Genomic DNA, 22,199 nt, shown 5'->3' with positions numbered 1-22,199 from the left:
AAATTGGCCCAAGCTGTCCGGCTTCATGGAGGTGGGGCTGGGTGTCGTCGTCTTCATCGCATATGCGGAATTGCTGCCCGTCTTGGGTTTGATCTTGTTGGCCGTGCCCTTGGAAAATGCTTCCAGACGGGCCTTTGCGTCATCCTGCGTATTGACGACCCCGGCGACAACGGCCTCGGCATAGGCCGCATCCAATGCGCTCATGTTCTGCATGTGGCTGATTGCCGAGCAGATCGCAAAGTTTGAAAGAGGCGGGTTCTGTGCCGCGTTTCGCGCGATCTCATCGGCCTTTTCTTCGGCGTTCTCGACAAGATACTGGCACAGGCCGACATCTACCGCTTCTTGACCGTGATACAGGCGGCCCGAGAGCATCATGTCGATCATGCGCGCCTTGCCGATCAGGTCCGCGACGCGAATCGTCGCACCGCCACCTGTGAACAGGCCGCGCTGTCCTTCGGGCAGACCAAAATAGGTGTCGGGTGCCGCGACCCGGATATGGGCCGCCGATGCCAGTTCCAGCCCGCCTCCGACGACCGCACCGTGCAAGACGGCTATGATGGGCACACCGCCATATTCCATCTTGTTGAAGGCTTCATGCCAGCGCAGGCAGACATGCATGAAATCACTGGCGGATCGGTTTTCACGATGATGTTCGACCAGATCCAAGCCGGCGCAGAAATGCGCTCCGTTGGCCCGGAGAATCGCGGCTTTGATACCGGCGCGCGGCAGCGTTGCAAATATATCGACCAGCTCGTCGATTGTTGCCAGATCCAGTGCATTGCGCTTTTGCGGGCGGTTCAGCGTCACCGTGGCGATGGCGTCATCGTCAATGTCGAGCAGGATGTTTTCCAGTTTCAGATCGGTAATGTCGCGCATCGGCTTCCTCCTGCATGGGTGTTGATGTCTGCATAGCCCGACAATTCTGACGGGTATAGCTGCAAGGGTTTTTCATCCCTGGATCAGCAGCATTACGGCCGGAACTGTCACGATGCTGGCCACTGTCGAAATCAGGATCGCGGTCGACACGCGTTGCTGCGCGATACCGAAATGCTGGGCCAGGATGTAGACGTTCCCCGCGACAGGCAGGGCGGCGGCGGCGATCATGACGCCGGCGGCGAAGCTGTCGACGCGAAACAGTACCAGCGCTGTCAGCGCCACGGCGGCGGGATGCAGCACAAGTTTCGCAACGCTGAGCCACAAGGACGGCCCCAGCCGTTTGATCCGCAATGTTGCGAGGCTGGCGCCGATGGCGAACAAGGCCCCTGGCGTTGCGGCGGAACCCAGAAGCAAGAGGAACTCATCAAAAGGGCGGGGCATGGGCATTTTCGCCGTCGACCAAACCAGCCCGGCCCCCATCGACAGGATCATCGGATTTGCGGCAATCCCACGCAAGACCGGCACAATGCTGTGCAATCTCAGGCGACCGCTTCTGGCAGCGTGCACGATCAATGTGATCAGGGTCGAAAAGACCAGCATGTCGATCGTCAGCACCATCAGAACCGGTCCGATTGCCGCTTCGCCCAGCAATACGACCAGCATCGGCACGCCGAGAAACCCGGTATTTCCCGTGATGCAGCATTGCGCCTCCATCGCGGCATCAGTCAGGCGCAGGCCACGACGCAGCGCGACCACCAGCCCGATGACCCAGACCAGCACCGAGCCGACAAGATAGGCAAGCACGAAGGGCAGGTCGAACAGCGCCGGCAGATCCAGACGCGCGGCAAAGCGGAACAACATGGCCGAAAGTGCAAAGAAAAAGACGAACTTTGTCAGCCAGGCCGCGGCGTCCTGCGGAAAGAACCGCGTTCTCGCGGCCAGCCAACCCAGTCCGATCAGCCCGAAGAATGGCAGTGTTTTCTGGAATATCTCGAACATCAGTGCCGTGCCCGCCCGCCTGAGCCAATCAAGGGCACAAGCCGGGCTGCCCCTCGCCGAGATGCGGGGTCAAAATCCAAGTAACTCCTCCTGTCGGGGTAAGGCATCAACCCGATCCGATCAGAACTCCGGTTGCGAAGACCAGACCACCCCCAACGACCACTTGCAAGGCTGCGCGCCAGAAAGGCGTTGCCATCCAGCGGTTCTGGATCCAGGCGATTGCCCAAAGTTCGACGAACACAACAATGCAGGCAATGATTGTCGCCGTCCAGAAATGGGGGATCAGATAGGGCAATGCATGCCCCAGACCACCGATGGCCGTCATCACCCCCGAGGCGATGCCCCGCTTCAGCGGTGATCCCCGTCCGGAAACGACCCCGTCATCGGATGCGGCCTCGGTAAAGCCCATGCTTATCCCGGCGCCAAGGCTGGCGGCCAGACCGACCAGAAATGTTGTCGACGTGTCCTGCGTGGCAAAGGCGGTTGCAAAGATGGGGGCCAGGGTCGACACGCTGCCATCCATCAGCCCGGCCAGACCCGGTTGCACCCATGTCAGCACGAATTCGCGATGGGCGACGGCGTCTTCCTTTTCGCGCGTCTCGTCGGTCAGGTTTTCTTCGACCAGATCCGAGGCGCGGGTTTCGTGCCCGCGTTCCGCCGCCGCCAGATCCCCCAGCAATTTCCGCGTCGCCGCATCGCCGCATCTCTGAGCGGCATGGGCATAGAATTCGGCGGCATCATGTTCCATCAGCGCGGCTTCGTTCCGGATCGCCTCAAGCGACAGATTCTGCATCATCCATGCCGGACGTCGGCTGTAATAACCTGCGACATGTTCTCGCCGGATCACTGGGATCGTTTCACCGAAACGGGTGCGATAGGTTTCGATCAGAAGATGGCGATGTTCATCTTCCTCGGCGGCCATCTGTTCAAAGATCTTGGCCGTGCCGCCGTAATCCTGGCGCAAAAATTCAGCCCAGTTGCGATAGATGCGCCCGTCATCCTCTTCCGAGGCGATTGCCAGTGCCAGCACCTCTTGTTCGGTCAGGTCCGAAAAGCGTCTGCGATGTCCTGTAATCCGCATTGGTCCGTTCTCTGTTCAATCCGTTTCGGGCGCGTCGTCCCGCCCGGCGGGGCGGTCGGGGCCCCGTTCAACGATGAATTCATGTAGGCCGTCATCATGGTCATGCGCGGCTATCATGGCATGACCGGCCTGCGCGCAGAAATGCGGCACATCGACCACCGCCATCGGATCGCTTGCCAGCAGCCGCAGCCTGTCACCGGGCCTGCATGCCAGCAGCGCCTTGCGCAGACGCAGCACCGGCAGGGGGCACAGCAGCCCGCGCGCATCGACCAGTGGCGCGCTGGTCAAGCCTGTCCTCGCAGCGATAGGGCGCACCAATCGGCAAGGTCGCTTGCGGCCACGCGCTGCGCCAGTTCGCCGCTGAACTGTGCAAAGGCCGGGCGCTGGGGTTCCGGCACATGCAGGATGACGGGCACTCCTTCGGACATGGCTTGGGCGATGACATCGCGGAAACCGCGGCCCATGGCTTCTTGTCGGCCGAATTTCGGCAATATCAGCAATTGCGCGTCCGCGATGCGCGGCCGGACCCGCATTGCGGCCTGTTCCAATGCGCCCGGGTCCAGCCGGCACCCTGCCGAGCCTGCGCCCAAAGACTGCGAAATGCGGATTGGCGGCGTGTCATCGCCAAGGATGGCAACATCCATGTCACACGCACAGTCGGGGTCCGCCGCGCTGTTGATCTGAACGGCACCGGCCACGCGAATGCCCTGATCCATCAGGTCATGCGCCAGGCGGTGCAGCATGGCATCGGCCGCGCCGGGGGCGGCATTCTGTTCCAGGCCGAACCAGCCCAATGTCATTGGCAACCCTCCTTGATGGCGGACGCAGCCGGTCAGACGCCGCTGTCCAGCGCGAATTTCATCAAACCGTTGATCCCGTCAACATCCAGCTTGCGCTTGAGTGCGGAAGATGTGTTCGCGGCGGTCTTGTAGCTGACGCCCAGCTCGTCGGCGATGGCCTGAAGGCTGAGCCCGCGCCCGATCAGGCCCAGAACCTGGCGTTCACGATCCGAAAGCGCGGCAAGCGGATCGGCGCTGGCACCCGCGCGCAAAGTGGCCAGTGCAACGGCCTGCTTGGATGACAGGTAGAATTCTCCGTTTTCCAGGGTCGTCACGGCGTCGCGAAAATCGGCAGGGGGCGCATGTTTGGACAGGAATCCCTGCGCACCGGCCTGCAGGGCGCGGGCGGCAAATCCGGTCTGGTCATTCATCGAGAACACCAGCACCCCGACCGACGGCAGCGCCTCGCGTAGAGGAGAAATCATATCCAGCCCGCCTGTGCCCGGCATGTTGATATCCAGAACAATCAGGGAAGGGGCCAGCCCTTCGCCGATCTGTGCCAGCGCATCTTCACCGGTCATGGCCTGTGCGACCCGTTCATATCCCAGATCGCGCAGCAATCGGCTGGCACCAAGATGTGTGATGGGATGGTCGTCGATGACCAGCGCGGTTTTCATGTCATGGCCTCATTTGACCTGCCGTCGGGGCAGGGTTGCGTCGATCGTGGTGCCGGTCCCCTCTGATGACAGGTGCAGGCTGCCCCCCAGCAGGGTGATCCGTTCCCGCATGCCTGTCAGGCCGGTCCCGGGCCGGTATTGCCGGGGCAGGCCATGGCCGTCATCGGTCAGGATCATGCGCCAATGGGCCGGGTCGGTCCAGACCCGTATCGTGATCCGGTCAGGATGGGCGTGCCGCAGCGCGTTGGTGCAGCCTTCCTGCAAGATCCTGAACAGGGTGATAGCGGTGGGTTCGTCGGGTTCGGGCAGGTCTGGTGCGATGTTCAGTTCGATCCGCGTTTCCGTGGCCATCCGGTTGAGGTCGCCGACGTAATCGCGCAGGACATCCGCCAGGGGCAGTTGTCCGATGGCGGCCGGGCGCAGATCGTTCAGCAATGCGCGATTCACGCCGGCGATCTGATCGGCGATGGCCATGATCGCGCCGGCGCTTTGCCGGTCGTCATTGGTTCTGCTTCTGTCTTGCAGGGCCTCGGCCTCGACGCGCAGTCCGAAGAGGCAGGGACCCATTTCGTCATGCAGGTCGCGCGCGATCGCCTTGCGTTCGTCATCGGCGCGACTGACCACCTGTCTTTGCAGGCGGGAACGTTCGGCGCGGGCTTGTTCCAGCGATGCCGCCAGATGATCGACCCCTTCTGCAAGAGGTGCAAGATCGGGCTGGGGCAGGGGTCCGACGCGCGCGCCCAGATCCCCCTGCGACATTTCCGACAGGCGCGCCGTGATCGTTGCAACCGGGCGCAGCGCCGCCCGCACCGCAAACAGGATCAGCAATGCCTGCACCGCCGACGCCAATGCCGCCAATCCCAACGTCTTGCCGATGTCGCGCCACGCGCTGGCGATTTCATCGCCGGAATCGGTAGCAATATGGACAAACCCGCGCAGCCGATCGCGCAACATGACCGGCAGCCGGGTCTCGGTCGGGTCGGGCGCCAGAAGCCGCGAAAACCAGGGCGGTGCGGCCTGGTTGCGGGGGCCGGTATGCCCGACCTGCCTGATGGTCCCGTCGCTGGCATCCAGTATGGCGATGCGCGTATGGCGCGGTGGCACCAGGCGCTCGGGCAGCATTGCCATCAGCCGGTCGTCGGGAACAGAGCCCTGCATCGTTCCGATCGTGGCCAGCACCAGCGAACGGGCGGTCTGGGTCGCCAGGCGAGTTTCCGTGGCGATCTCGCGGCGCATCCCGTCCAGATTTGCAATGGCCAGCATGACGAACAGAACCGCCTGCACCGCCAGAATGACGATCAGCACGCGAATTGTCAGCGACAGTTTCTTCATCCTTGGGACATTGGCCGAAGGTGACAGCGTGGGGAAGGGCGGATCTTTGACAAAAGCAGACTTTCCCCGCCGGAGTCGAAGGCGTAAACGGTCTGCATGTGTGATTATGACTCGCTTGCCGCCCGAATCCTTGCCCTGACCGAAGGCGAAACCGACGAGGTCGCGCTGATGGCCACGATGGCATGTGAAATCCATCATTCCGACCCCCGCTTCGACTGGACCGGTTTCTATCGCGTGACCGCCCCGGAGATGTTGAAGATCGGACCGTATCAGGGCGGGCATGGCTGTTTGGCCATTCCGTTTTCGCGTGGGGTTTGCGGGGCCGCCGCGCGCAGCGGACAGCCCCAGATCGTGCGCGATGTCGATGCCTTTGCAGGGCATATCGCCTGTAGCAGCACAACCCGTTCAGAATTGGTCTTGCCGGTGTTCGGGCGTGACAACAGGCTGATCGGGGTTCTGGACATCGACAGCGACCAGCCCGATGCATTTTCGGAACGCGATGCGGAATCCCTGGGGGCGATCCTTGCCCGCGTCTTTGCCGAAGTCGAGGTCCGGGCGGTTTCATGATCTGGGAGACGTTGGCAAATATACCCGTCGCGCAGCTTTCGGCATTTGTGCTTGGCGGGCTGGTGCTGAATTTTGCGCCGGGGCAGGATGTATTCTTTGCCAGCGCTTGTGGGATTCAGGGCGGCCCGAGGGCTGGTGTTCTGGCCGGGTTCGGGGTTGGTCTCGGGGTGCTGATGCATCTGGCCATGGCAACGGCGGGGCTGGGCGCGGTGGTTGCCGCCCATCCGGAAGCCCTGCGGGCCATCAAATATGTGGGTGCGGCCTATCTGTTGTGGCTGGCATGGAAAAGCTGGACGGCCGGTCCCGTCGATCCTTCGGCCAAGGGCAGCGTCAGGCCGTGGAACATCATCCGCCGTGGTTTTCTGTCCAATGCCCTGAACCCCAAGCCGGTTCTGTTCCTGCTGGCCTTCCTGCCGCAGTTCACCAATCCGGCCTGGGGGCCGGTCTGGCAGCAGATCCTGGGACTTGGCCTGATTTTCGCAATGACCGGCACCATCGTCACGATGGGTTACGGGGTCGTGGGCGGATTGGCGGGCCATGTGATCGGCAAACGTCTTGGCCTCGTGAACCGGATCGCGGCGGTCATGTTTGCCGGCCTGGCGATCCGTCTGGTCGCGAAATGAGCTTCGTTTACGCGCCCCCGGACGAAGTCCCCGATATCGTCCATGCCGATCATGAGATTCTGGTGGTCAACAAGCCGTCTGGCCTGTTGTCGGTTCCGGGGCGCGGACCGGACAAGGCGGATTGCATGATCGAGCGTTTGCGCGGCGCCTTCCCGACCGTTCTGTTGGTGCACCGGCTTGATCTGGATACCTCGGGCATCATGATCTTTGCGCTGACGGCGCATGCGCAGCGACATTTGTCGAAGCAATTTGAAGAACGGCGCACCAAGAAGGCCTATATCGCGCGGCTCGACGGGCGCTTGCAGCCCCGGACCGGGCGTGTCGACCTGCCGCTGATCGTGGATTGGCCCAACCGCCCCCGCCAGAAGGTCGATCACGAGACCGGCAAGCCCGCCCAGACCGACTGGCAGGTGATCAAGGCCAGCGATGCCGAAACGCGGGTGCGGCTGTTTCCGGTGACCGGACGCAGCCATCAGTTGCGGGTTCATATGCTGCATGCCGGGCATGTCATCCTGGGTGATCCGCTTTATGCGACCGGTGCCGCAGCTGCGTTCCCGCGGCTGATGCTGCATGCCGAAAGCCTGCGGATCAAGCACCCCGACAGCGGCGTGCAGATGAATTTTCGGGCCGCCGCACCGTTTTGAACCGATGCCCCCGCCATTCATGCAGTGGGGGAATGCGCCGGGCATGCCCCTGCTTGCCGTGCTGATCGCGCTGTCCTAGACAGGTGCGGATGATGGAGGGGCAGGATGACACATCTGTGGGTGCGCGCCGAAAGTCGCGCGAATGAAGACCGGGTTGGCATCACCCCTGACGGGGTGGCGCGTCTGCTGGGCGATGGCTTTCGCGTCACGGTCGAAGACAGCGCGCGTCGTATCATTCCGATCGAGGAATACCGCAAGGCGGGCGCTGAAATTGCACCCGAAGGCGCCTGGCCCGATGCCCCCGATGAAGCGATTGTCTTTGGCCTCAAGGAACTGCCTGAAGACGGCAGCCCGTTGCGTCACCGGCACATCATGTTCGGGCATGCCTTCAAGGGACAACCAGACGGGCAGATCCTGTTGGCGCGTTTCGCGCGGGGCGAAGGCCAGTTGTTCGATCTGGAATATCTGGTCGACGAGCATGGTCGCCGCCTGGCGGCCTTTGGTTACTGGGCGGGATATGCCGGCGCTGCGGTGTCGTTGAAATGCTGGGTCGCCCAGCAGCGCGGCGGGATCTGTCAGGCGGTGCATGCCTATCCCGACAAGGAAGGGATGACCACGGATCTTCGCGCCCAGCTTGACGCCTCGGGTCGTCCACGGCCCCGCGCCATCGTGATTGGTGCAAAGGGGCGCGTCGGGTCCGGCGCGGCGGACCTGATGACCGAGATGGGGGTTCCCGTCACCCGTTGGGACATCGAGGAAACCGCGCATGGCGGCCCCTTCCCCGAGATCCTGACCCATGACATTTTCATCAACGCAATCCTGGCCCAGCCGGGCGCCCCGGTATTCGTGCCTGCCGATGCGGTCGCGCCGGGACGGAGCTTGACGGTGATCGGTGATGTCGCCTGTGATCCGACCAGCGATTTTTCACCGATCAAGGTCTATGACTGCAGCACCTCCTGGTTGGAACCGGCGCTGCGCGTCGCAACGCAACCGCCGCTGGATGTCATGGCAATCGACAACCTGCCGTCGATGCTGCCACGCGAATCCTCGCTGGATTATGCTGCGCAGTTATTGCCTGTGCTGCGCCAGTTGCCGCAAATCGACCAAGGCCCCTGGGCACGGGCGAACGCCATCTTCGAAGAAAAAGTAAAAGAGCTTCAGACATGACCATTCACTGGGTTGGAACGGGACTCAGCGCGATTCCCGGTTTGCGCGAATTGCTGCGTGGCGATCAGGATGTCACGGTCTGGAACCGCACCGAGGGCAAGGCCCGCGACGCGGTTGGCGATTTGTGCGACGACATTCGCGCCTATGCGCCAGAGGTGCTGGCACAGGCGGTCGCGCCCGGCGATATCGTCGTGTCGATGCTGCCTGCGGACCAGCATGTCGCCCTGGCTGAAATGGCGATCGACAAGGGGGCGCATTTCATCAGCTCTAGCTATATCGCACCCCAGATGGCCGCGCTGGATGATCGGGCCAAGGCGGCGGGCGTCGTTGTCATGAACGAGGTCGGGCTGGATCCGGGTATCGATCACCTGATGGCGCATGATCTGGTCGCCGATTTCAAGGCTCAGGCCCAGCCGGGAGATGTCATTCGCTTTACCTCTTATTGCGGAGGGGTGCCCAAGCTTCCCAATCCGTTCCGCTACAAGTTCAGCTGGTCACCCCTTGGGGTGTTGCGGGCCTTGCGGTCGCCGTCGAAATCGCTGCGTGGCGGGCAGGTGCGCGATGTCGCGCGACCCTGGGACGCGATCGAAGCCTATGACGCGCCTTTGCCAAAGCCCGAAAGTTTCGAGGTTTATCCCAATCGCGATTCATTGCCGTTTATCGCGCAATACGGGTTTGATCCCGACTGGAATGTGCAGGATTTCGTGCGTGGCACGCTGCGCTTGCAAGGCTGGCAGCAGGCCTGGACCCCGGTGTTCCAGGAAGTCGAAACCCTGAGCGGTGACACCGGCGAGGCGCGCCTGCGGGAAATGGCCGATCAGTTCTGGCGCGACAATTCCTATGCCGAGGGTGAACCCGATCGGGTCGTTCTGTTCGTCGCGCTCAGCGCCGAACGCGATGGACAGCTGGTCTGGAACAAGGAATGGGTGCTTGACGCCTTTGGGACCGAATCCGGCAGCGCCATGGCGCAACTGGTTTCGATCACCGTCGCGCTGGCGGTCGGGGCCGTTTCGGATGGCAGGATTGAGCCTGGTGTACATGCGGCCCCCGAAGAACCTGCTGTCGTTGGCGAATGGCTGGAACATATCGGCGCAATCGCACAGCATATGGCCAAGCTTGATCACATGAACTGACGCGCTCGTGAACATCCGGGCAGGACGCAGGCCGGTTCACCGCGCTAAGGTGGCCAGGTATTTTCAGGGGATGAACAGTGCCATGAAACCATTTAAGATACTTGCCCTCACCAGTCTGTTTGCGGGTTGCGCGGCGGCCCAGGGCTTCAATGGCCGCCCGCCGAACGCACCCGATCAGGAACCGGCCTTCGAAAACCAGACACGTGCGCCCATGATGGCAACATATCCGGTGGTCAAGGAAACGGTTGTCGGTGGTCTTGAACATCCCTGGGGGATGGCCCAGCTGCCCGATGACCGCTGGCTGGTCACTGAACGGCCCGGGCGCTTGCGGCTGGTTGGTACCGATGGCAGCCTGTCTGCCCCGATCGGCGGCCTGCCCAAGGTCGACGCCCAGGATCAGGGCGGGCTTCTGGATGTGATCGTGGACCCGGATTTTGACCGGACCCGCCGTCTCTGGGTGAGTTTTGCCGAACGCGACCCCGACAACCTGACCCATGTTTCCGTGGCGACAGGCACCTTGTCCGAAGATGGCAGCATGGTCGAAGATGCCAGCATCATCTGGCGGCAAACGCCCTTTCCTTCGACATTGCATTACGGTTCCCGTCTGGTGCTGGACGGCAAGGGCGGGCTGTTCGTGACCACCGGTGAACGGGGCGGCAATGATTTTCGCCACTCGGCGCAGGATCTGAACACTACGCTTGGCAAGGTCGTGCGTATCGATCCGCTGACAGGGGCGCCAATGGGGCGTGCAGGGGGCGAGGGCGCCTTGCCCGAGATCTGGTCCTGGGGGCATCGCAACATGCAGGGGGCCGCCCTGTCGCCCGCGGGCGAGCTTTGGACAACCGAACACGGCCCGATGGGCGGGGATGAACTGAACAAGCCAGAAGCCGGGCGGAATTACGGCTGGCCCGATGTCAGCTATGGCACCGAGTATAACGGCGATCAGGTCACCGGCGGATTGACCCAGAAAGCGGGCACCGAACAGCCGGTCTATTATTGGGATCCGGTCATCGCACCCAGCGGGCTGGTGTTCTATCAGGGCGACATGTTCCCGGACTGGAACGGTGATCTGCTTGCGGGCGGGTTGCAGACCAGTTCACTGATCAGACTGAAACTGTCTGGTGACCGGGTCGTTGGCGAAGCACGCTATCTGAAAAATGTCGGCCGGGTGCGCGATGTCGATGTCGCCCATGACGGCGCGATCATGATTTTGACGGATGCAGAAGACGGTGCGTTGATACGCGTGTCTTCCGTGCGCTGATCACACCGGTTTTTGCAGATCGTCCTCGGCATCTTCGGGCGAGATGCCGAGCGCGTCCATCCCGGCTTCCAACAGGTCGGACAGGCGCGGTTCGCCCATCAGGTAATCTTCGGTCGGGGTGGTTCTTTCCTCGCGGGCGGTTCGGATCGCCTCTTCCAGTTCCGAGGCATCGAAACTGTCGCGCCCGATCCACATGACGGCGACAAGGCTGGCCTGTTCGTCTTCGTTCAGCCCTTCGATGAAATCATGCAACTCGGTGCGGGTTCCGTGCTGTCGTCCGCCGCCCTGATGCGCCCAGGCGTTGACGCCGCTGTCATATTCGCGCGCACGGATGATGATATGCGCGATCTTTTCGGGGCTGATCTGAAGCATGGAAACCTCCTGCGGTTTCCTTGTTGTCGCCCCGCGCGGGGAATGCGTCAATCCCTTCGGCCGAACAACCTTTCGATATCGGACAGGCGCAGCTTTACCCATGTCGGGCGACCGTGATTGCATTGCCCCGATTTCGGCGTCCGTTCCATCTCGCGCAGGAGGGCGTTCATTTCTTCCGCGTTCATGCGGCGGCCTGACCGGATCGAACCGTGGCAGGCCATGGATGATAGCACCGCATCGATACGACCGCGCAGCCGGTCCGACGCGCCCTGATCGGCCAGATCATCCAGAATGTCGCGGATCAGTGCCGGGGCGTCCAGCCGGGTCAGCATGGCCGGAGTTTCACGGATCGCGACCGCGCCGCCGCCAAACGCCTCGATCACCAGTCCCAGCCGGGCGAGTTGATCGCTTATTGCCAGAATGCGGGTGGCGTCATTTTCGCTGAGTTCGACGATTTCGGGGATCAGCAAAGCCTGCGAGGGAATTCCGGCGTGTTCGGCCTGTTCCTTCAGGCGCTCATAGACCAGACGTTCATGTGCGGCGTGCTGATCGATGACGACCATGCCGTCCTCGGTTTGCGCAATGATATAGTTTTCATGGATCTGCGCACGGGCTGCCCCCAGCGGGGCGCTGACGTCGTGATCCCCATCCTCGGTTTCCTCGAAACGTGCGGACGGGGATTCGGCAAAGCCCGGATCCTGCGCAGCCATCGGGTCGATGACCGGGGCCTGCAGGTCAAAGGCCGCCTTTCGCGCCATCGCCGAGGGGCGGTAATCCATCTGGTATTGGGGCCGCGGTGTGGTCTGCGCGGCGGGTTCGGACCGAAAGGCCGCCAGCGTCGCATCGCCCACCGTCGAAGAGGCGCGATGACCCGCTGACGCAAGCGCGTGGCGCAAGGTCGTGACCAGCAATCCCCGCGCTGCGGCCGGATCGCGAAAGCGGACCTCGGCCTTGGCAGGATGGACATTCACATCCACCAGTTGCGGGTCACATGACAGATACAGGACTGCCGCGGGATGTCGGCCCTGCGCCAGCACATCCATATACCCTGCCCGCAGGGCACCGGTCAGCAGCTTGTCACGCACCGGTCGCCCGTTCACATACAGATGCTGTGCCACGGCCGCGCCGCGTGAATAGGTTGGCAGTGCCGCAAAGCCGGTCAGTGTGACGCCATCACGTTCGGCATCGATGGAAATCGCATTGTCGATAAAGTCGCGCCCCATGACCTGTCCCAGCCTGGCCTGCATGGCCCCGAACAGATCGCCCTGTTCCGCGTCGGCGCGAAACAGGTTGCGCCCATCGGCGGTCAGGCTGACACCGACAAAAGGTTCGGCCATGGCAAGCCGTCGCAGAACCTCTGCAACGGCCTGGGTTTCCGCCCGATCGCTGCGCATGAATTTCAGCCGGGCCGGGGTGGCATGAAACAGGTCGCGCAGTTCGACCACCGTTCCGCGATTTCCCGCGGCGGGGCGGGCGGGCGTCGATTTGCCTCCGGTCACGGTAATCTCGGCCCCGTCCGCCCCCGCCGCCCGCGAAGTGATGGTCAGTCGCCCGACAGCCCCCAGCGAAGGCAATGCCTCACCCCTGAACCCGAAGCTGTTGATGGCCAGCAAATCGCTGCCATCGATCTTGCTGGTGGCGTGGCGCGACAAGGCCAGAGGCAGGTCATCGGCCGTCATGCCGCATCCGTCGTCGCTGACCCGAATCAACCGCTTGCCGCCGGCTTCTATGGTTACATCGATGCGCTGTGCGCCGGCATCCAGCGCGTTCTCGACCAGTTCCTTGACGGCCGAAGCCGGGCGTTCGACCACCTCGCCCGCAGCAATGCGATTCGCGGTTGTTTCATCAAGCTGCCGTATGATCGGGCGGATATTGGGGGTGTGGCTGGTCATGGACCCATATCTAGCATTTTCGGAACCGGGTCGAAAGTTCTTCGTCCCGAAAAACCTGCATGTGGAAACCGCGCGGGGGTGGTGTTCGTTGGGGGTGCAACCAATGAGACAGAAAAAGGACAATCGCCATGCAGACCATTCAGGCAATGCTGCTTGCCATCACGACAGTTGTGCTTGCCGCCTGCGGTCCCGACACAGCGACGCGGGCAACGACCGGTGCCGCGACGGGCGCGGTCGTCGGTGGACCGGTCGGCGCCGTCGCCGGTGCGGCAATCGGCGGAAGTGGTGCGGTTCAGGTCAAGTAGCCGTCACAAGGACCGCCCCGATGCGAGCGGTCCTTGACTGTGCCTTCAGTCGATCTGGGCGCTTTCCGTCGCCTCGATACCTTCCGGGCGACCGACCAGCACAAAGCGCAACCCGTCCGAGTGCAGCAATCTTTGCGATACCCGCTGGACATCCGCGGCCGTCACGGCCTCGACCTTGTCATTCCGGGTGTTCACATAATCGACCGGAAAGCCCACCAGCTGCATTCCCGACAGGATCGAAGCGATCTTGCCATTGCCATCGAAGCGCAATGGATATTCACCGGTCAGATAGGTTTTTGCATCGGCCAGCTCCTGGTCGGAAACGCCGTCCTTCGCCATGCGATCCCATTCCTGCCGGATCAGGTCGATGGCCTGACCGGTGGTCGCGTTCGACCCCGCCATTCCGCCCTGCCAGGTCTGGCCATAGATGCCGGTGGCAAGGCCGGTTCCGATCCCATAGGTCAGCCCGCGCTTTTCGCGGATCTCCTCCATCAGCCGGGAACTGAATCCCCCGCCGCCAAGGATGTGGTTGGCAACATAGGCGGCAAAGTAATCGGGATCGTCAATCGGCAACCCCGGTCCCGCAAAGCTGACAACGGTTTGCGGACTGTCCCAGTCGATCGTGGTGACGCCGCCGGTCAGCTGCAATTCGGCCTGCGCAGGCAAGGCTGCGGTGCCCTTTTCGGGAAGCCCGCCCAATATCCGGTCCACCAGCTCGCCCAGTTCTTGGGCAGTGATGTCGCCAGCGGCACCGATCACGACCCGGTCGCGCGCCAGAACGCGGTTCTTGGCTGCCACCAGATCCTTGCGCGTCAGCGCGGCAATGCTGTCGGCGGTGCCGTTGACGGAACTGCCGTAAGGATGATCCCCCCAGGCCTGCCGGGCCATTTCCTTGGCCGCAATGGATTGCGGATCATTTGCCTCGGACCGGATGATCGCCTGGATCTGGGCGCGCACGCGTTCCATCGCGCGATCCTCGAAGCGGGGTTGGGCCAAGGCCAAGGCCAGCAGATCGGCGGTTTCATCGCGGTTTTCGGTCAGCGCCTGCATCGAAACGCCAAGCGTGTCGTCGCTGACGTCAAAATTTACTTTCGCGCCCAGATCTTCCAGCGCGCGGGCATATTCGGTTGATCCCAGCTTGCCCGCGCCTTCCTCTAGCGTAGCGGTCATCATGTTGATCGCACCCCGGTGATCCGGGGCGTCGAGGCTTGCGCCGCCCTGAAAATCTAGCTTCAGCGCGGTGAAGGGAATGGAATGATCCTCGACCAGCCAGGCCTTGATCCCGTTGGGGGATGTGACTTCCTGGATGTCGATGGCATGGGCGGGTGCGGCAAGAACCGCCAGAAACAGGGCAAAAGCGGCACGGATCATTTCTGCACCTCGGATTGGATTGCGGCAGGGGTGGCGGTCTGTTCGGCAGGCAGCAGCCAGCCCGAGACGGTGGCCTTGCTGTTCAGCAGTTTTTCGGCCGCATCGCGAATGTCCTCTGCGGTAATTTCGGCAAGGATGTCGGGCCAGTCATTCACGTCCTCGACACTCAGGCCGGTGCTCAGGCCCTGGCCATAGTCATAGGCCCGTCCATGGGCGGAATCGCGGCTGTAGATCTGGGCGGCGCGGATGCGCGTCTTGACGCGGGCCAGATCATCGGCATCCGGGCCATCCGCAAGAAACCCGGTTAGCGCCTGATCCAGTAGCTTTTCGGCCTGATCGGGATCGATGTCATCCGCCGGAACCATCGACAACATGAAGGTGGTGGGGTCGACCGAAAGCCCGTCATAGCGTGCATTGACCCACAGCGCCTTGCCGGGCAAGGCAAGTTCACGCCCCAGAACCGAGGTCTGCATCGACCCGCCCAGCAGTTCGGCCAGAATGGTCAGTGCGGCTGCGGGTTTCTGATCGCCGGGATTGCGTTCGGTCGCCAGATAGCTGCGTGTGAAGGTTGGCTGGGCCACGCGCGGGTCATGCATTTCGATCCTGCGGGGGGAGTTCTGCACGGGTTCCTGTGGGCGCAGCCGCGCGGCGATGTCGCCTTTTGCGGGAATGTCGCCGTAGTATTTCTCGGCCAGTTCGCGGGCCTTTTCCGGTGTGACATCACCCGCAAGGATCAGGACGGCATCATCGGGCGCGTAATGTGCGTCATACCAATCGATCGCATCCTGACGGGTCAGCCCTTCCATTTCCTGCCGCCAGCCGATGATGGGCCGGCCATAGGGGTGGTTATAGAACTGAACCGCATCGCGTTCCTCTGCGAACAGGGCGCGGGGATTGCTGTCGATGCGCTGCGCCCTTTCTTCCAGAACGACCTGCCGTTCGGCCTGCCAATCGTCTTCGCCGATTTGCAGATTGGCCATACGGTCGGCCTCCATCTCCATCACCAGGGGCAGGCGGTCGGCGGCGATGCGTTGGAAATAGGCGGTATAGTCATACGAGGTGAAGGCATTGTCGCTGCCGCCATTCGCGGTGACGGTCTTGGAAAACTCACCCGGTTCCAGCGTATCGGTGCCCTTGAACATCAAATGTTCCAGATAATGCGCGATCCCGGACTTTCCGGGCTGTTCATCGGCGGCGCCGATCCGATACCAGACCATCTGCACCACGACGGGGGCGCGATGATCTTCGATCACGATCGTCTCAAGGCCGTTGGGCAGCGTGAAGTGGGTGACATCCTCGGGCATCTGGGCCTGTGCGGCCGGTGCTGTCAGTGACAGCAGCAACGGCAGGGCGACAGTCAGGGCGGGTTGGCGCATCTGGAAAAACGACCTCCTCTTGGGTGAGAGGAAATCTGACCGCAGGCGTCCGTCGGCGCAAGCCTGTCTCGCGCTATTGTGTGAGGAGGCGCAGGAACTTTTGGAAGTTGTTGATATTATGCGGCTTTGGCGGTGATGGGCAGTTGGGTCGGACCGTGGGCCTGAAGGCCGGTCTTCCAGTGCACCTCGCCCGCAATCGCAATCTCGGTGGTTCGGGCCAGCAGCGCCGAGAACAGGATGTCCATGTTCAGGCGGGCAAGGTTATTGCCCAGACAAACATGCGGACCAGTGCCAAAGGCCAAATGAACATTGGGTTTGCGTGTGATGTCAAAGCAGTCAGGCTGTGCAAAGGCGGCCGGGTCGCGATTCGCGCTTGCATATAGCAAGCCGAATTTTGTGCCCTTGGCCCAATGCCGGCCACAAATCGACATATCTTCACTGGCATAGCGGTGAAAAAACGGCAGCGGTGCGGCAAATCGGAACATTTCCTGCACCGCGGTTGGCATCAGGCCGTGATCATCGCGCAAGCGGGCCATCTGCGCGGGATGGTTCAACAGCGCATGCAGGCCGCTGGCCATGACATCAATGGTCGAGCCATGGCCGGCATGCAGGATCTGCATCACCGTCGCGATCAATTCGTCATGGGTCAGAAGGCCGGCGGTTTCGGTGCCGATCAACGCGCTGGTCAGATCGTCCTGCGGGGTGGCCTTGCGCCGCTGATACAGGTCTTGCAGCAGGTCGTGAAACAGGCGCGTCGCGTTTTCGGCGCGGGCTTTCTTGCTGGCGGTGCGGTCAATGTCGAAATAGCTGACCACATCTTCGGACCAGCGTGTCATCTGTGGTGCCAGTTCCGGATCGGTGCCGATCAGGTGGCCGATCACCTGACCGGGCAGATCCGCGGCCAGATCGCGCACAAAGTCAAACGATCCGCCCGCGATCAGGCGGTCCAGCGCGGTATCGACATACTCGGTGATCCATTCGCGCAGGGCCTCAAGGCGCGTCTTGGTAAAAAACGGAAACACCGCGCGACGCAGCCGATCGTGGTCAGGTCCGTCGATTTCCAGCATCGAAGTTTGCACGAAGCGTTCATGAAACGGCATGTCGTGGAAATTTGCGGAAATCTGCAGGCGGCGGCGTTCTTCGGGAGAGGCAAAGCTCTCGGTGCCGCGCACCATGCGCCGATCCATCGCGATCTGGCGGACCTCTTCGAAACGGGCGGCCAGATAGCCACCGAATTCGGGCCAATATGGCAGGCCGGTCTGTTCGCGAAGGGCGCGATAATCCGGCCAGGGGTCGCGTCCGAATCTGGCAGAATGCGGGTTGAAACCCGGGATCATTCCTCGCTGGGTGCTGGTGAGGTCGACGTTCTGGCACCAGCGCGCTGCCAGCGAAGCTGCTCGGCCTGGGAATCCAGCGTCATGCTGCGATAGGCGCGCAGATAGACCGAGGTGCCGACCAATGCTTCAAGCGGCCGGCGGGCGTTGCGCGACCGCCATTCCAGATCGGCCCGGGCCAGTTCGACGCGGATGGCCGGATCGGTGCCGCGGCGCGCGGCATAGGCGACCAGCGCCTGATCCGATGCGGCGATCCCCTGATTTTCCAACCTTGCGGGATTGCCGCCAAGTGCGGCGACTGCATCCGCCTGCGGCGTGGGGTCGGTGATGTTGCCGCCGCCGGGGGTCGGTGTCGGCAGAACGGCCAGGTCGGGCGGCATCGTCAGGGGCTTGGTCGGCAGAATCGCGAATTCGTCCGGGCTGGACTGGCCGGATTCAATGTTCATCAGATGCGGATCGCCGCTACAGGCCGCAAGCCCGGCGGTCAGCGCGATTCCGATCGTCAGTGCATATGCCCGCATTCCACGCCCCTTTATCATTCGCGCCCGTTCTAGCGTTATTTTTCGATGTCGTCACGGGGGTTATCCCGTGACGGTGCAGATGGCGCGGCATTTGGTTTCGCGGCAGGTTTTCTGCGCGGCTTGCGGGCTGGCTTCTTTGGCTTTTCCGGGCCTTGGGGCACCAGAACAAGCCCGATGGCACCCGCGAAGATCGCGATATCGGCAACATTGAAGCTGTAGGGGTTTTGCCAGAAAGGCAGCGACATATTCAGGAAATCGGCCACCGCCCCGTAATAGATACGGTCGATCACATTGCCCAGTGCGCCGCCGATCAGCAGACCTGCGGCTATTCGTGCCAGAAATCCCGCATTGCTGCGCCAGATCCAGACCCAGACCCATGTGCAGATCAGCGCCGCAATCGCGATCAGCACCCATCGCATCATGCCTTGATCCGAGGACATCAGACCGAAATTGACCCCTTGATTCCATGCCATGCGCAGGTTCAGCCAGGGGGGAAACACATCCAGATTGCGGATCTGGTCCAGCCGCAGGATATGCACGACCAGATATTTCAGGGCCTGATCCAGCGCGATGATGGCAAAGGCGATCCAGCCGGTCAGGCGCATATTCGCGCGCTGCGGCGGTTTCGGCTTGCGCGGCGCGCGGGGGCGCGGCGCCGGTTTGGGCGCCGGTTTTGGGGGGCTGTCGGCCTTGGCAGGCTCGAGGGGCAATTCCTGCTGCATCAGTGCCGGAAATGCCGTTGACCGGTAAAGACCATCGCAAGGCCCAGACGGTTGGCCGCGGCGATCACCTCATCGTCGCGCATCGATCCGCCGGGCTGGATCACCGCCTTTGCGCCCGCCTCGGCCAGTGCCTCGATGCCGTCGGCAAAGGGGAAGAACGCGTCCGATGCCACGGCGGACCCGATGGTCAGCGGCTGGGCAAGGCCAAGCGCTTCGGCCATGTCCTCGGATTTGCGGCGACCGATGCGGGTGCTGTCGACGCGGCTCATCTGGCCGGCGCCGATGCCGACGGTCGCCCCGTCCCTAGCATAGACGATGGCGTTCGATTTCACATGCTTGGCGACCGTCCAGGCGAACAGCAGGTCGTTCAGTTCCTGTTCCGAGGGCTGGCGTTCGGTCACGATCTTCAGCGCGTCGCGGCTGACATGGCCGTTGTCGCGGCCCTGCGCCAGAAACCCGCCCGCGACCTGGCGGAAGGTCATGCCGGCGGCAGTCGGATCGGGCAGCCCGCCGGTGGTCAGCAGGCGCAGGTTCTTCTTGGCGGCGAAGATGCGCTTGGCATCCTCGTCCGCGTCGGGGGCGATGACGACCTCGGTGAAGATCTTCACGATCTCTTCGGCGGTCGCCCCGTCCAGCGGCTGGTTCAGCGCCACGATCCCGCCAAAGGCCGAGGTGGTGTCGCAGTCGAAGGCCCGCTTGTAGGCCTCGATCGCGGTCGCGCCCTGAGCCACGCCGCAAGGGTTGGCATGTTTGATGATCGCGCAGGCCGGGCCATTGGCCGGGTCGAATTCGGCGACCAGCTCAAAGGCGGCGTCGGTGTCGTTGATATTGTTGTAGGACAGTTCCTTGCCCTGCCACTGCCGGGCGCTGGCGACGCCGGGGCGGGTGTCGCCGGTGACATAGAAGGCGGCTTGCTGATGCGGGTTCTCGCCATAGCGCAGCCCCTGTGCCAGCGTGCCGGCAAAGGCGCGGCGGCGGGGCGTTTCCTCGCCGATGGCGCCGGCCATCCAGGTGCTGACCGCAGCGTCATAGGCGGCGGTGCGGGCATAGGCGATCTGGGCCTGACGCTGGCGGAAGCCCATGGTGGTGTGATCGTCATTGGCGTCCAGCTCGGCCAGCAGGGCGTCGTAATCCTGAACATCGACGATGACGCTGACAAAGCCGTGGTTCTTGGCCGCCGCGCGGATCATCGCCGGGCCGCCGATATCGATGTTTTCGATGCAATCGGCGTAATCGGCGCCCTTCGCCACGGTTTCCTCGAACGGGTACAGATTGACGACCAGCAGATCGATCGGGCCGATGCCATGCGCCTGCATCGCGGCCAGATGCTCGTCATTGTCGCGCAGCGCCAGAAGGCCGCCATGCACCGCCGGATGCAGCGTCTTGACGCGGCCATCCATCATTTCGGGAAAGCCGGTGACATCGGCCACGTCCTTGACGGTCAGCCCCGCTTCGCGCATCGCCTTGGCACTGCCGCCGGTGGACAGGATCTCGACCCCGCGTGCCGCGAGTTTCCGGGCGAACTCGATCAGGCCGGTCTTGTCGGAAACCGAGATCAGCGCGCGTTTCAGGGCGACGGGATGGGACATTGCAAAGCCTCGTGTCTGGGTTTGGCGGTGAATTACCGTTCTGCGGCGCGAAGGTCCAGCGTCACGGGATGGTTCAGGCGGGCTTTTGCAGCCTTGCCATGTAAAACCCATCCATTCCCCCCTGTTCGGGCCAATAATCCGGCCGCAGGCGCAGACCGCCTTCGGGGGTGATCCAGCTGCGGTCGATGCCCGGCAGATCCGGTTGAGTCACGATCAGCCCGCGATGGCGGGTCAGGGCTGCGGTGATCTGGGCCTCGCCTTCATCGGGCAGCAGCGAACAGACCGCATAGACCAGCCGACCACCCGGCGGCAGCAACCCCAATGCGTGATCGAGCAATGCGGCTTGAAGGCCGGCCAATTCCCGTATGCCCTTGCCGTCACGCAGGAATGGCAGGTCGGGATGGCGGCGGATCGTGCCGGTCGCCGAACAGGGCGCATCCAGCAAGATCGCATCGGGCTGCGCGTCGGGGGACCATTTCAGCGCATCCGACTGAACCAGATTTGCCGAAAGTTCGCAGCGCGACAGGTTCTCGGCCAGACGTTTCAGGCGCGCCGCGCTGATGTCGATGGCATCGACACGGGCGCCGGCGGCGGCAAGCTGCATGGTCTTGCCGCCCGGTGCGGCGCAGAGATCCGCGATATATTCATCGGGCCGCGGGGCAAGCAGGCGAACCGGCAACGCGGCGGCGGCGTCCTGAACCCACCAATCGCCCGAATCAAAGCCGGGCAGCCCGCTGACCTGAACCTGTCCGTGCAGGCGCAGCGATCCGGTCGGCAGGAGATCTGCGTCGGGAATCGTGGCTCCGGCCGTCTTCATTGTCAGGTCCAGTGGTGCGCCATTCTGATGCGCGGACTCGATGGCGGTTGTAACCTTGTTTCCATAGGCGGCGGCAACGCGTCCGCGCAGCCAGTTGGGCATCTGTTGGGGTGGCAGATCCTGCCAGCCCTGATGCGCGGATACCTTGCGCAGAACGGCATTGACCATTCCGGCGGCGGCGTTGCCGCGCTTGCCCAGACCCCGGCACAGGGTAACGCTGGCATGCACGACACCATGGGCCGCCCCGCCCAGTTCCAGCAATTCGACCGTTGCAAGGCGCAGCAGGTCGGCGATCTGGGGGGCGGGGCGACGATTGACGTAATTGGCAAGCACAAGGTCGGCGCGGGCGTGATGGCGCAGGGTTTCGGTGGCCAGCCGTGCCGCGCGGGCCTGTTCCGATGGCGTCAGCGCCTTGAGGGCGCCCGACTGATCGGACAGCGACAGCCCGTCGCGCACGCCTTGCAGCAATGTCAGCGCGCCCTTTCGCGCCTTGTCTTCACCCGGCTTTGCCAAATCGCTTTCCTTCGCTTACATCTTTCATGAAAGACCAAGCGTGATCCTTACGCTGATTGAGAGGATGTTTCCATGAGTGATCGGTCTGAACTGCCCCCCGCCGCGCAGCGCGCGCTTGCCGAGGCCGAAGAACGCCGCAAGGCCGCCGCCAAGGCCGAATTGCCGACCGAGTATGGTGGTCGCGATGGCCCCGACCCGATGCGTTTCGGCGATTACGAAAAGAACGGCCTGGCGGTGGATTTCTGAGA

23 protein-coding genes and 1 pseudogene are annotated in these 22,199 nt (G+C 62.9%); 8 read left to right on the top strand and 16 right to left on the bottom strand.

Annotated elements, in window-relative coordinates; translation table 11 throughout:
• Positions 1–84: 84 nt before the first annotated feature.
• From PAF17_RS15730 to PAF17_RS15700, 7 genes and pseudogenes are all read right to left on the bottom strand, one after another.
• Positions 85–876: pseudogene (locus PAF17_RS15730) on the bottom strand (crotonase/enoyl-CoA hydratase family protein); the annotation flags it as partial.
• A 72-nt stretch (positions 877–948) separates the two neighbouring features.
• A complete protein-coding gene (locus PAF17_RS15725) occupies positions 949–1,875 on the bottom strand; it encodes an AEC family transporter (RefSeq protein WP_271890057.1) in 927 nt (308 codons plus the stop codon).
• Positions 1,876–1,981: 106 nt separating this feature from the next.
• Positions 1,982–2,956, bottom strand: a complete 975-nt coding sequence (gene mbfA, locus PAF17_RS15720; RefSeq protein ID WP_271890056.1) for an iron exporter MbfA — start codon at positions 2,954–2,956, stop codon at positions 1,982–1,984.
• 15 nt (positions 2,957–2,971) lie between these two features.
• On the bottom strand, positions 2,972–3,244 hold the full coding sequence (locus PAF17_RS15715; RefSeq protein ID WP_271890055.1) for a sulfurtransferase TusA family protein: 273 nt from the start codon (positions 3,242–3,244) through the stop codon (positions 2,972–2,974).
• Positions 3,241–3,756, bottom strand: a complete 516-nt coding sequence (locus PAF17_RS15710) for a DUF2478 domain-containing protein (protein ID WP_271890054.1) — start codon at positions 3,754–3,756, stop codon at positions 3,241–3,243. The genes PAF17_RS15715 and PAF17_RS15710 overlap by 4 nt, the downstream gene beginning before the upstream one ends.
• Positions 3,757–3,788: 32 nt before the next feature.
• Entirely contained in the window at positions 3,789–4,412 is a 624-nt protein-coding gene (locus PAF17_RS15705; RefSeq protein ID WP_271890053.1) for a response regulator transcription factor, read from the bottom strand.
• A 9-nt stretch (positions 4,413–4,421) separates the two neighbouring features.
• Complete coding sequence (locus PAF17_RS15700; RefSeq protein WP_271890052.1) at positions 4,422–5,744, bottom strand: ATP-binding protein; 1,323 nt, start codon at positions 5,742–5,744, stop codon at positions 4,422–4,424.
• A 96-nt stretch (positions 5,745–5,840) separates the two neighbouring features.
• Between PAF17_RS15700 and PAF17_RS15695 the strand changes: the two genes are divergently transcribed.
• The 6 genes from PAF17_RS15695 (at position 5,841) to PAF17_RS15670 (ending at position 11,139) form a co-directional block, all read left to right on the top strand.
• Entirely contained in the window at positions 5,841–6,311 is a 471-nt protein-coding gene (locus PAF17_RS15695) for a GAF domain-containing protein (protein WP_271890051.1), read from the top strand.
• Complete coding sequence (locus PAF17_RS15690) at positions 6,308–6,934, top strand: LysE family translocator (RefSeq protein WP_271890050.1); 627 nt, start codon at positions 6,308–6,310, stop codon at positions 6,932–6,934. Before PAF17_RS15695 ends, PAF17_RS15690 begins: the two co-directional genes overlap by 4 nt.
• A complete protein-coding gene (locus tag PAF17_RS15685) occupies positions 6,931–7,578 on the top strand; it encodes a pseudouridine synthase (RefSeq protein WP_271890049.1) in 648 nt (215 codons plus the stop codon). The genes PAF17_RS15690 and PAF17_RS15685 overlap by 4 nt, the downstream gene beginning before the upstream one ends.
• A 105-nt stretch (positions 7,579–7,683) precedes the next feature.
• Positions 7,684–8,745 carry a saccharopine dehydrogenase gene (locus PAF17_RS15680; RefSeq protein WP_271890048.1) on the top strand — a complete coding sequence of 354 codons (1,062 nt, stop codon included), beginning with the start codon at positions 7,684–7,686 and terminating at the stop codon, positions 8,743–8,745.
• Entirely contained in the window at positions 8,742–9,878 is a 1,137-nt protein-coding gene (locus PAF17_RS15675; RefSeq protein WP_271890047.1) for a saccharopine dehydrogenase family protein, read from the top strand. Before PAF17_RS15680 ends, PAF17_RS15675 begins: the two co-directional genes overlap by 4 nt.
• A gap of 82 nt (positions 9,879–9,960) precedes the next feature.
• A complete protein-coding gene (locus PAF17_RS15670; RefSeq protein WP_271890046.1) occupies positions 9,961–11,139 on the top strand; it encodes a PQQ-dependent sugar dehydrogenase in 1,179 nt (392 codons plus the stop codon).
• Here PAF17_RS15670 and PAF17_RS15665 read toward each other — a convergent pair whose 3' ends face one another.
• Together PAF17_RS15665 and mutL are read right to left on the bottom strand one after the other, a co-directional pair.
• Entirely contained in the window at positions 11,140–11,511 is a 372-nt protein-coding gene (locus PAF17_RS15665; protein WP_271890045.1) for a DUF3775 domain-containing protein, read from the bottom strand. It lies immediately after the preceding gene.
• Positions 11,512–11,558: 47 nt separating this feature from the next.
• A complete protein-coding gene (gene mutL / locus PAF17_RS15660) occupies positions 11,559–13,403 on the bottom strand; it encodes a DNA mismatch repair endonuclease MutL (protein WP_271890044.1) in 1,845 nt (614 codons plus the stop codon).
• A 128-nt stretch (positions 13,404–13,531) separates the two neighbouring features.
• Between mutL and PAF17_RS15655 the strand changes: the two genes are divergently transcribed.
• Entirely contained in the window at positions 13,532–13,708 is a 177-nt protein-coding gene (locus PAF17_RS15655) for a hypothetical protein (protein ID WP_271890043.1), read from the top strand.
• Between the two features lie 45 nt (positions 13,709–13,753).
• Here the strand turns inward: PAF17_RS15655 and PAF17_RS15650 are convergent, their stop codons facing one another.
• From PAF17_RS15650 to PAF17_RS15620, 7 genes are all read right to left on the bottom strand, one after another.
• Positions 13,754–15,079: a M16 family metallopeptidase gene (locus PAF17_RS15650; RefSeq protein WP_271890042.1), complete on the bottom strand. Its 1,326-nt coding sequence runs from the start codon at positions 15,077–15,079 to the stop codon at positions 13,754–13,756.
• Positions 15,076–16,455 (bottom strand): M16 family metallopeptidase, encoded by a 1,380-nt coding sequence (locus tag PAF17_RS15645; RefSeq protein ID WP_271890041.1) that lies wholly within the window; start codon positions 16,453–16,455, stop codon positions 15,076–15,078. Before PAF17_RS15645 ends, PAF17_RS15650 begins: the two co-directional genes overlap by 4 nt.
• A gap of 116 nt (positions 16,456–16,571) precedes the next feature.
• Positions 16,572–17,792 (bottom strand): cytochrome P450, encoded by a 1,221-nt coding sequence (locus tag PAF17_RS15640; RefSeq protein ID WP_271890040.1) that lies wholly within the window; start codon positions 17,790–17,792, stop codon positions 16,572–16,574.
• Positions 17,789–18,310 (bottom strand): DUF3035 domain-containing protein, encoded by a 522-nt coding sequence (locus PAF17_RS15635; RefSeq protein ID WP_271890039.1) that lies wholly within the window; start codon positions 18,308–18,310, stop codon positions 17,789–17,791. Before PAF17_RS15635 ends, PAF17_RS15640 begins: the two co-directional genes overlap by 4 nt.
• 35 nt (positions 18,311–18,345) lie before the next feature.
• Positions 18,346–19,032, bottom strand: coding sequence for a signal peptidase II (gene lspA / locus PAF17_RS15630; RefSeq protein WP_271890038.1), 687 nt, complete (start codon positions 19,030–19,032; stop codon positions 18,346–18,348).
• Complete coding sequence (purH, locus tag PAF17_RS15625) at positions 19,032–20,621, bottom strand: bifunctional phosphoribosylaminoimidazolecarboxamide formyltransferase/IMP cyclohydrolase (RefSeq protein WP_271890037.1); 1,590 nt, start codon at positions 20,619–20,621, stop codon at positions 19,032–19,034. The genes lspA and purH overlap by 1 nt, the downstream gene beginning before the upstream one ends.
• 73 nt (positions 20,622–20,694) lie before the next feature.
• Positions 20,695–21,951: an RsmB/NOP family class I SAM-dependent RNA methyltransferase gene (locus PAF17_RS15620; protein WP_271890036.1), complete on the bottom strand. Its 1,257-nt coding sequence runs from the start codon at positions 21,949–21,951 to the stop codon at positions 20,695–20,697.
• A gap of 72 nt (positions 21,952–22,023) precedes the next feature.
• On the opposite strand from PAF17_RS15620, the gene PAF17_RS15615 reads away from it, so the two are divergent.
• The gene (locus PAF17_RS15615) at positions 22,024–22,197 is read left to right on the top strand and encodes a DUF1674 domain-containing protein (protein ID WP_271890035.1); all 174 of its coding nucleotides are present in this window, start codon (positions 22,024–22,026) and stop codon (positions 22,195–22,197) included.
• Positions 22,198–22,199: the final 2 nt, after the last annotated feature.

This window comes from Paracoccus onchidii, from assembly GCF_028294535.1.
GTDB classification, from domain to species: domain Bacteria; phylum Pseudomonadota; class Alphaproteobacteria; order Rhodobacterales; family Rhodobacteraceae; genus Paracoccus; species Paracoccus onchidii.
Note: the sequence above shows the minus strand (reverse complement) of the source record. Positions and strands in the feature narration are given on the sequence as shown.

Bases quoted from the DNA above. Each gene is read 5' to 3' on its own strand.
- PAF17_RS15725 (WP_271890057.1), bottom strand. From the start codon at position 1,875: ATGTTCGAGATATTCCAGAAAACACTGCCATTCTTCGGGCTGATCGGA.
- mbfA (WP_271890056.1), bottom strand. From the start codon at position 2,956: ATGCGGATTACAGGACATCGCAGACGCTTTTCGGACCTGACCGAACAA.
- PAF17_RS15710 (WP_271890054.1), bottom strand. From the start codon at position 3,756: ATGACATTGGGCTGGTTCGGCCTGGAACAGAATGCCGCCCCCGGCGCG.
- PAF17_RS15705 (WP_271890053.1), bottom strand. From the start codon at position 4,412: ATGAAAACCGCGCTGGTCATCGACGACCATCCCATCACACATCTTGGT.
- PAF17_RS15700 (WP_271890052.1), bottom strand. From the start codon at position 5,744: ATGAAGAAACTGTCGCTGACAATTCGCGTGCTGATCGTCATTCTGGCG.
- PAF17_RS15695 (WP_271890051.1), top strand. From the start codon at position 5,841: ATGTGTGATTATGACTCGCTTGCCGCCCGAATCCTTGCCCTGACCGAA.
- PAF17_RS15690 (WP_271890050.1), top strand. From the start codon at position 6,308: ATGATCTGGGAGACGTTGGCAAATATACCCGTCGCGCAGCTTTCGGCA.
- PAF17_RS15685 (WP_271890049.1), top strand. From the start codon at position 6,931: ATGAGCTTCGTTTACGCGCCCCCGGACGAAGTCCCCGATATCGTCCAT.
- PAF17_RS15680 (WP_271890048.1), top strand. From the start codon at position 7,684: ATGACACATCTGTGGGTGCGCGCCGAAAGTCGCGCGAATGAAGACCGG.
- PAF17_RS15675 (WP_271890047.1), top strand. From the start codon at position 8,742: ATGACCATTCACTGGGTTGGAACGGGACTCAGCGCGATTCCCGGTTTG.
- PAF17_RS15670 (WP_271890046.1), top strand. From the start codon at position 9,961: ATGAAACCATTTAAGATACTTGCCCTCACCAGTCTGTTTGCGGGTTGC.
- PAF17_RS15665 (WP_271890045.1), bottom strand. From the start codon at position 11,511: ATGCTTCAGATCAGCCCCGAAAAGATCGCGCATATCATCATCCGTGCG.
- mutL (WP_271890044.1), bottom strand. From the start codon at position 13,403: ATGACCAGCCACACCCCCAATATCCGCCCGATCATACGGCAGCTTGAT.
- PAF17_RS15655 (WP_271890043.1), top strand. From the start codon at position 13,532: ATGCAGACCATTCAGGCAATGCTGCTTGCCATCACGACAGTTGTGCTT.
- PAF17_RS15650 (WP_271890042.1), bottom strand. From the start codon at position 15,079: ATGATCCGTGCCGCTTTTGCCCTGTTTCTGGCGGTTCTTGCCGCACCC.
- PAF17_RS15645 (WP_271890041.1), bottom strand. From the start codon at position 16,455: ATGCGCCAACCCGCCCTGACTGTCGCCCTGCCGTTGCTGCTGTCACTG.
- PAF17_RS15640 (WP_271890040.1), bottom strand. From the start codon at position 17,792: ATGATCCCGGGTTTCAACCCGCATTCTGCCAGATTCGGACGCGACCCC.
- PAF17_RS15635 (WP_271890039.1), bottom strand. From the start codon at position 18,310: ATGCGGGCATATGCACTGACGATCGGAATCGCGCTGACCGCCGGGCTT.
- lspA (WP_271890038.1), bottom strand. From the start codon at position 19,032: ATGCAGCAGGAATTGCCCCTCGAGCCTGCCAAGGCCGACAGCCCCCCA.
- purH (WP_271890037.1), bottom strand. From the start codon at position 20,621: ATGTCCCATCCCGTCGCCCTGAAACGCGCGCTGATCTCGGTTTCCGAC.
- PAF17_RS15615 (WP_271890035.1), top strand. From the start codon at position 22,024: ATGAGTGATCGGTCTGAACTGCCCCCCGCCGCGCAGCGCGCGCTTGCC.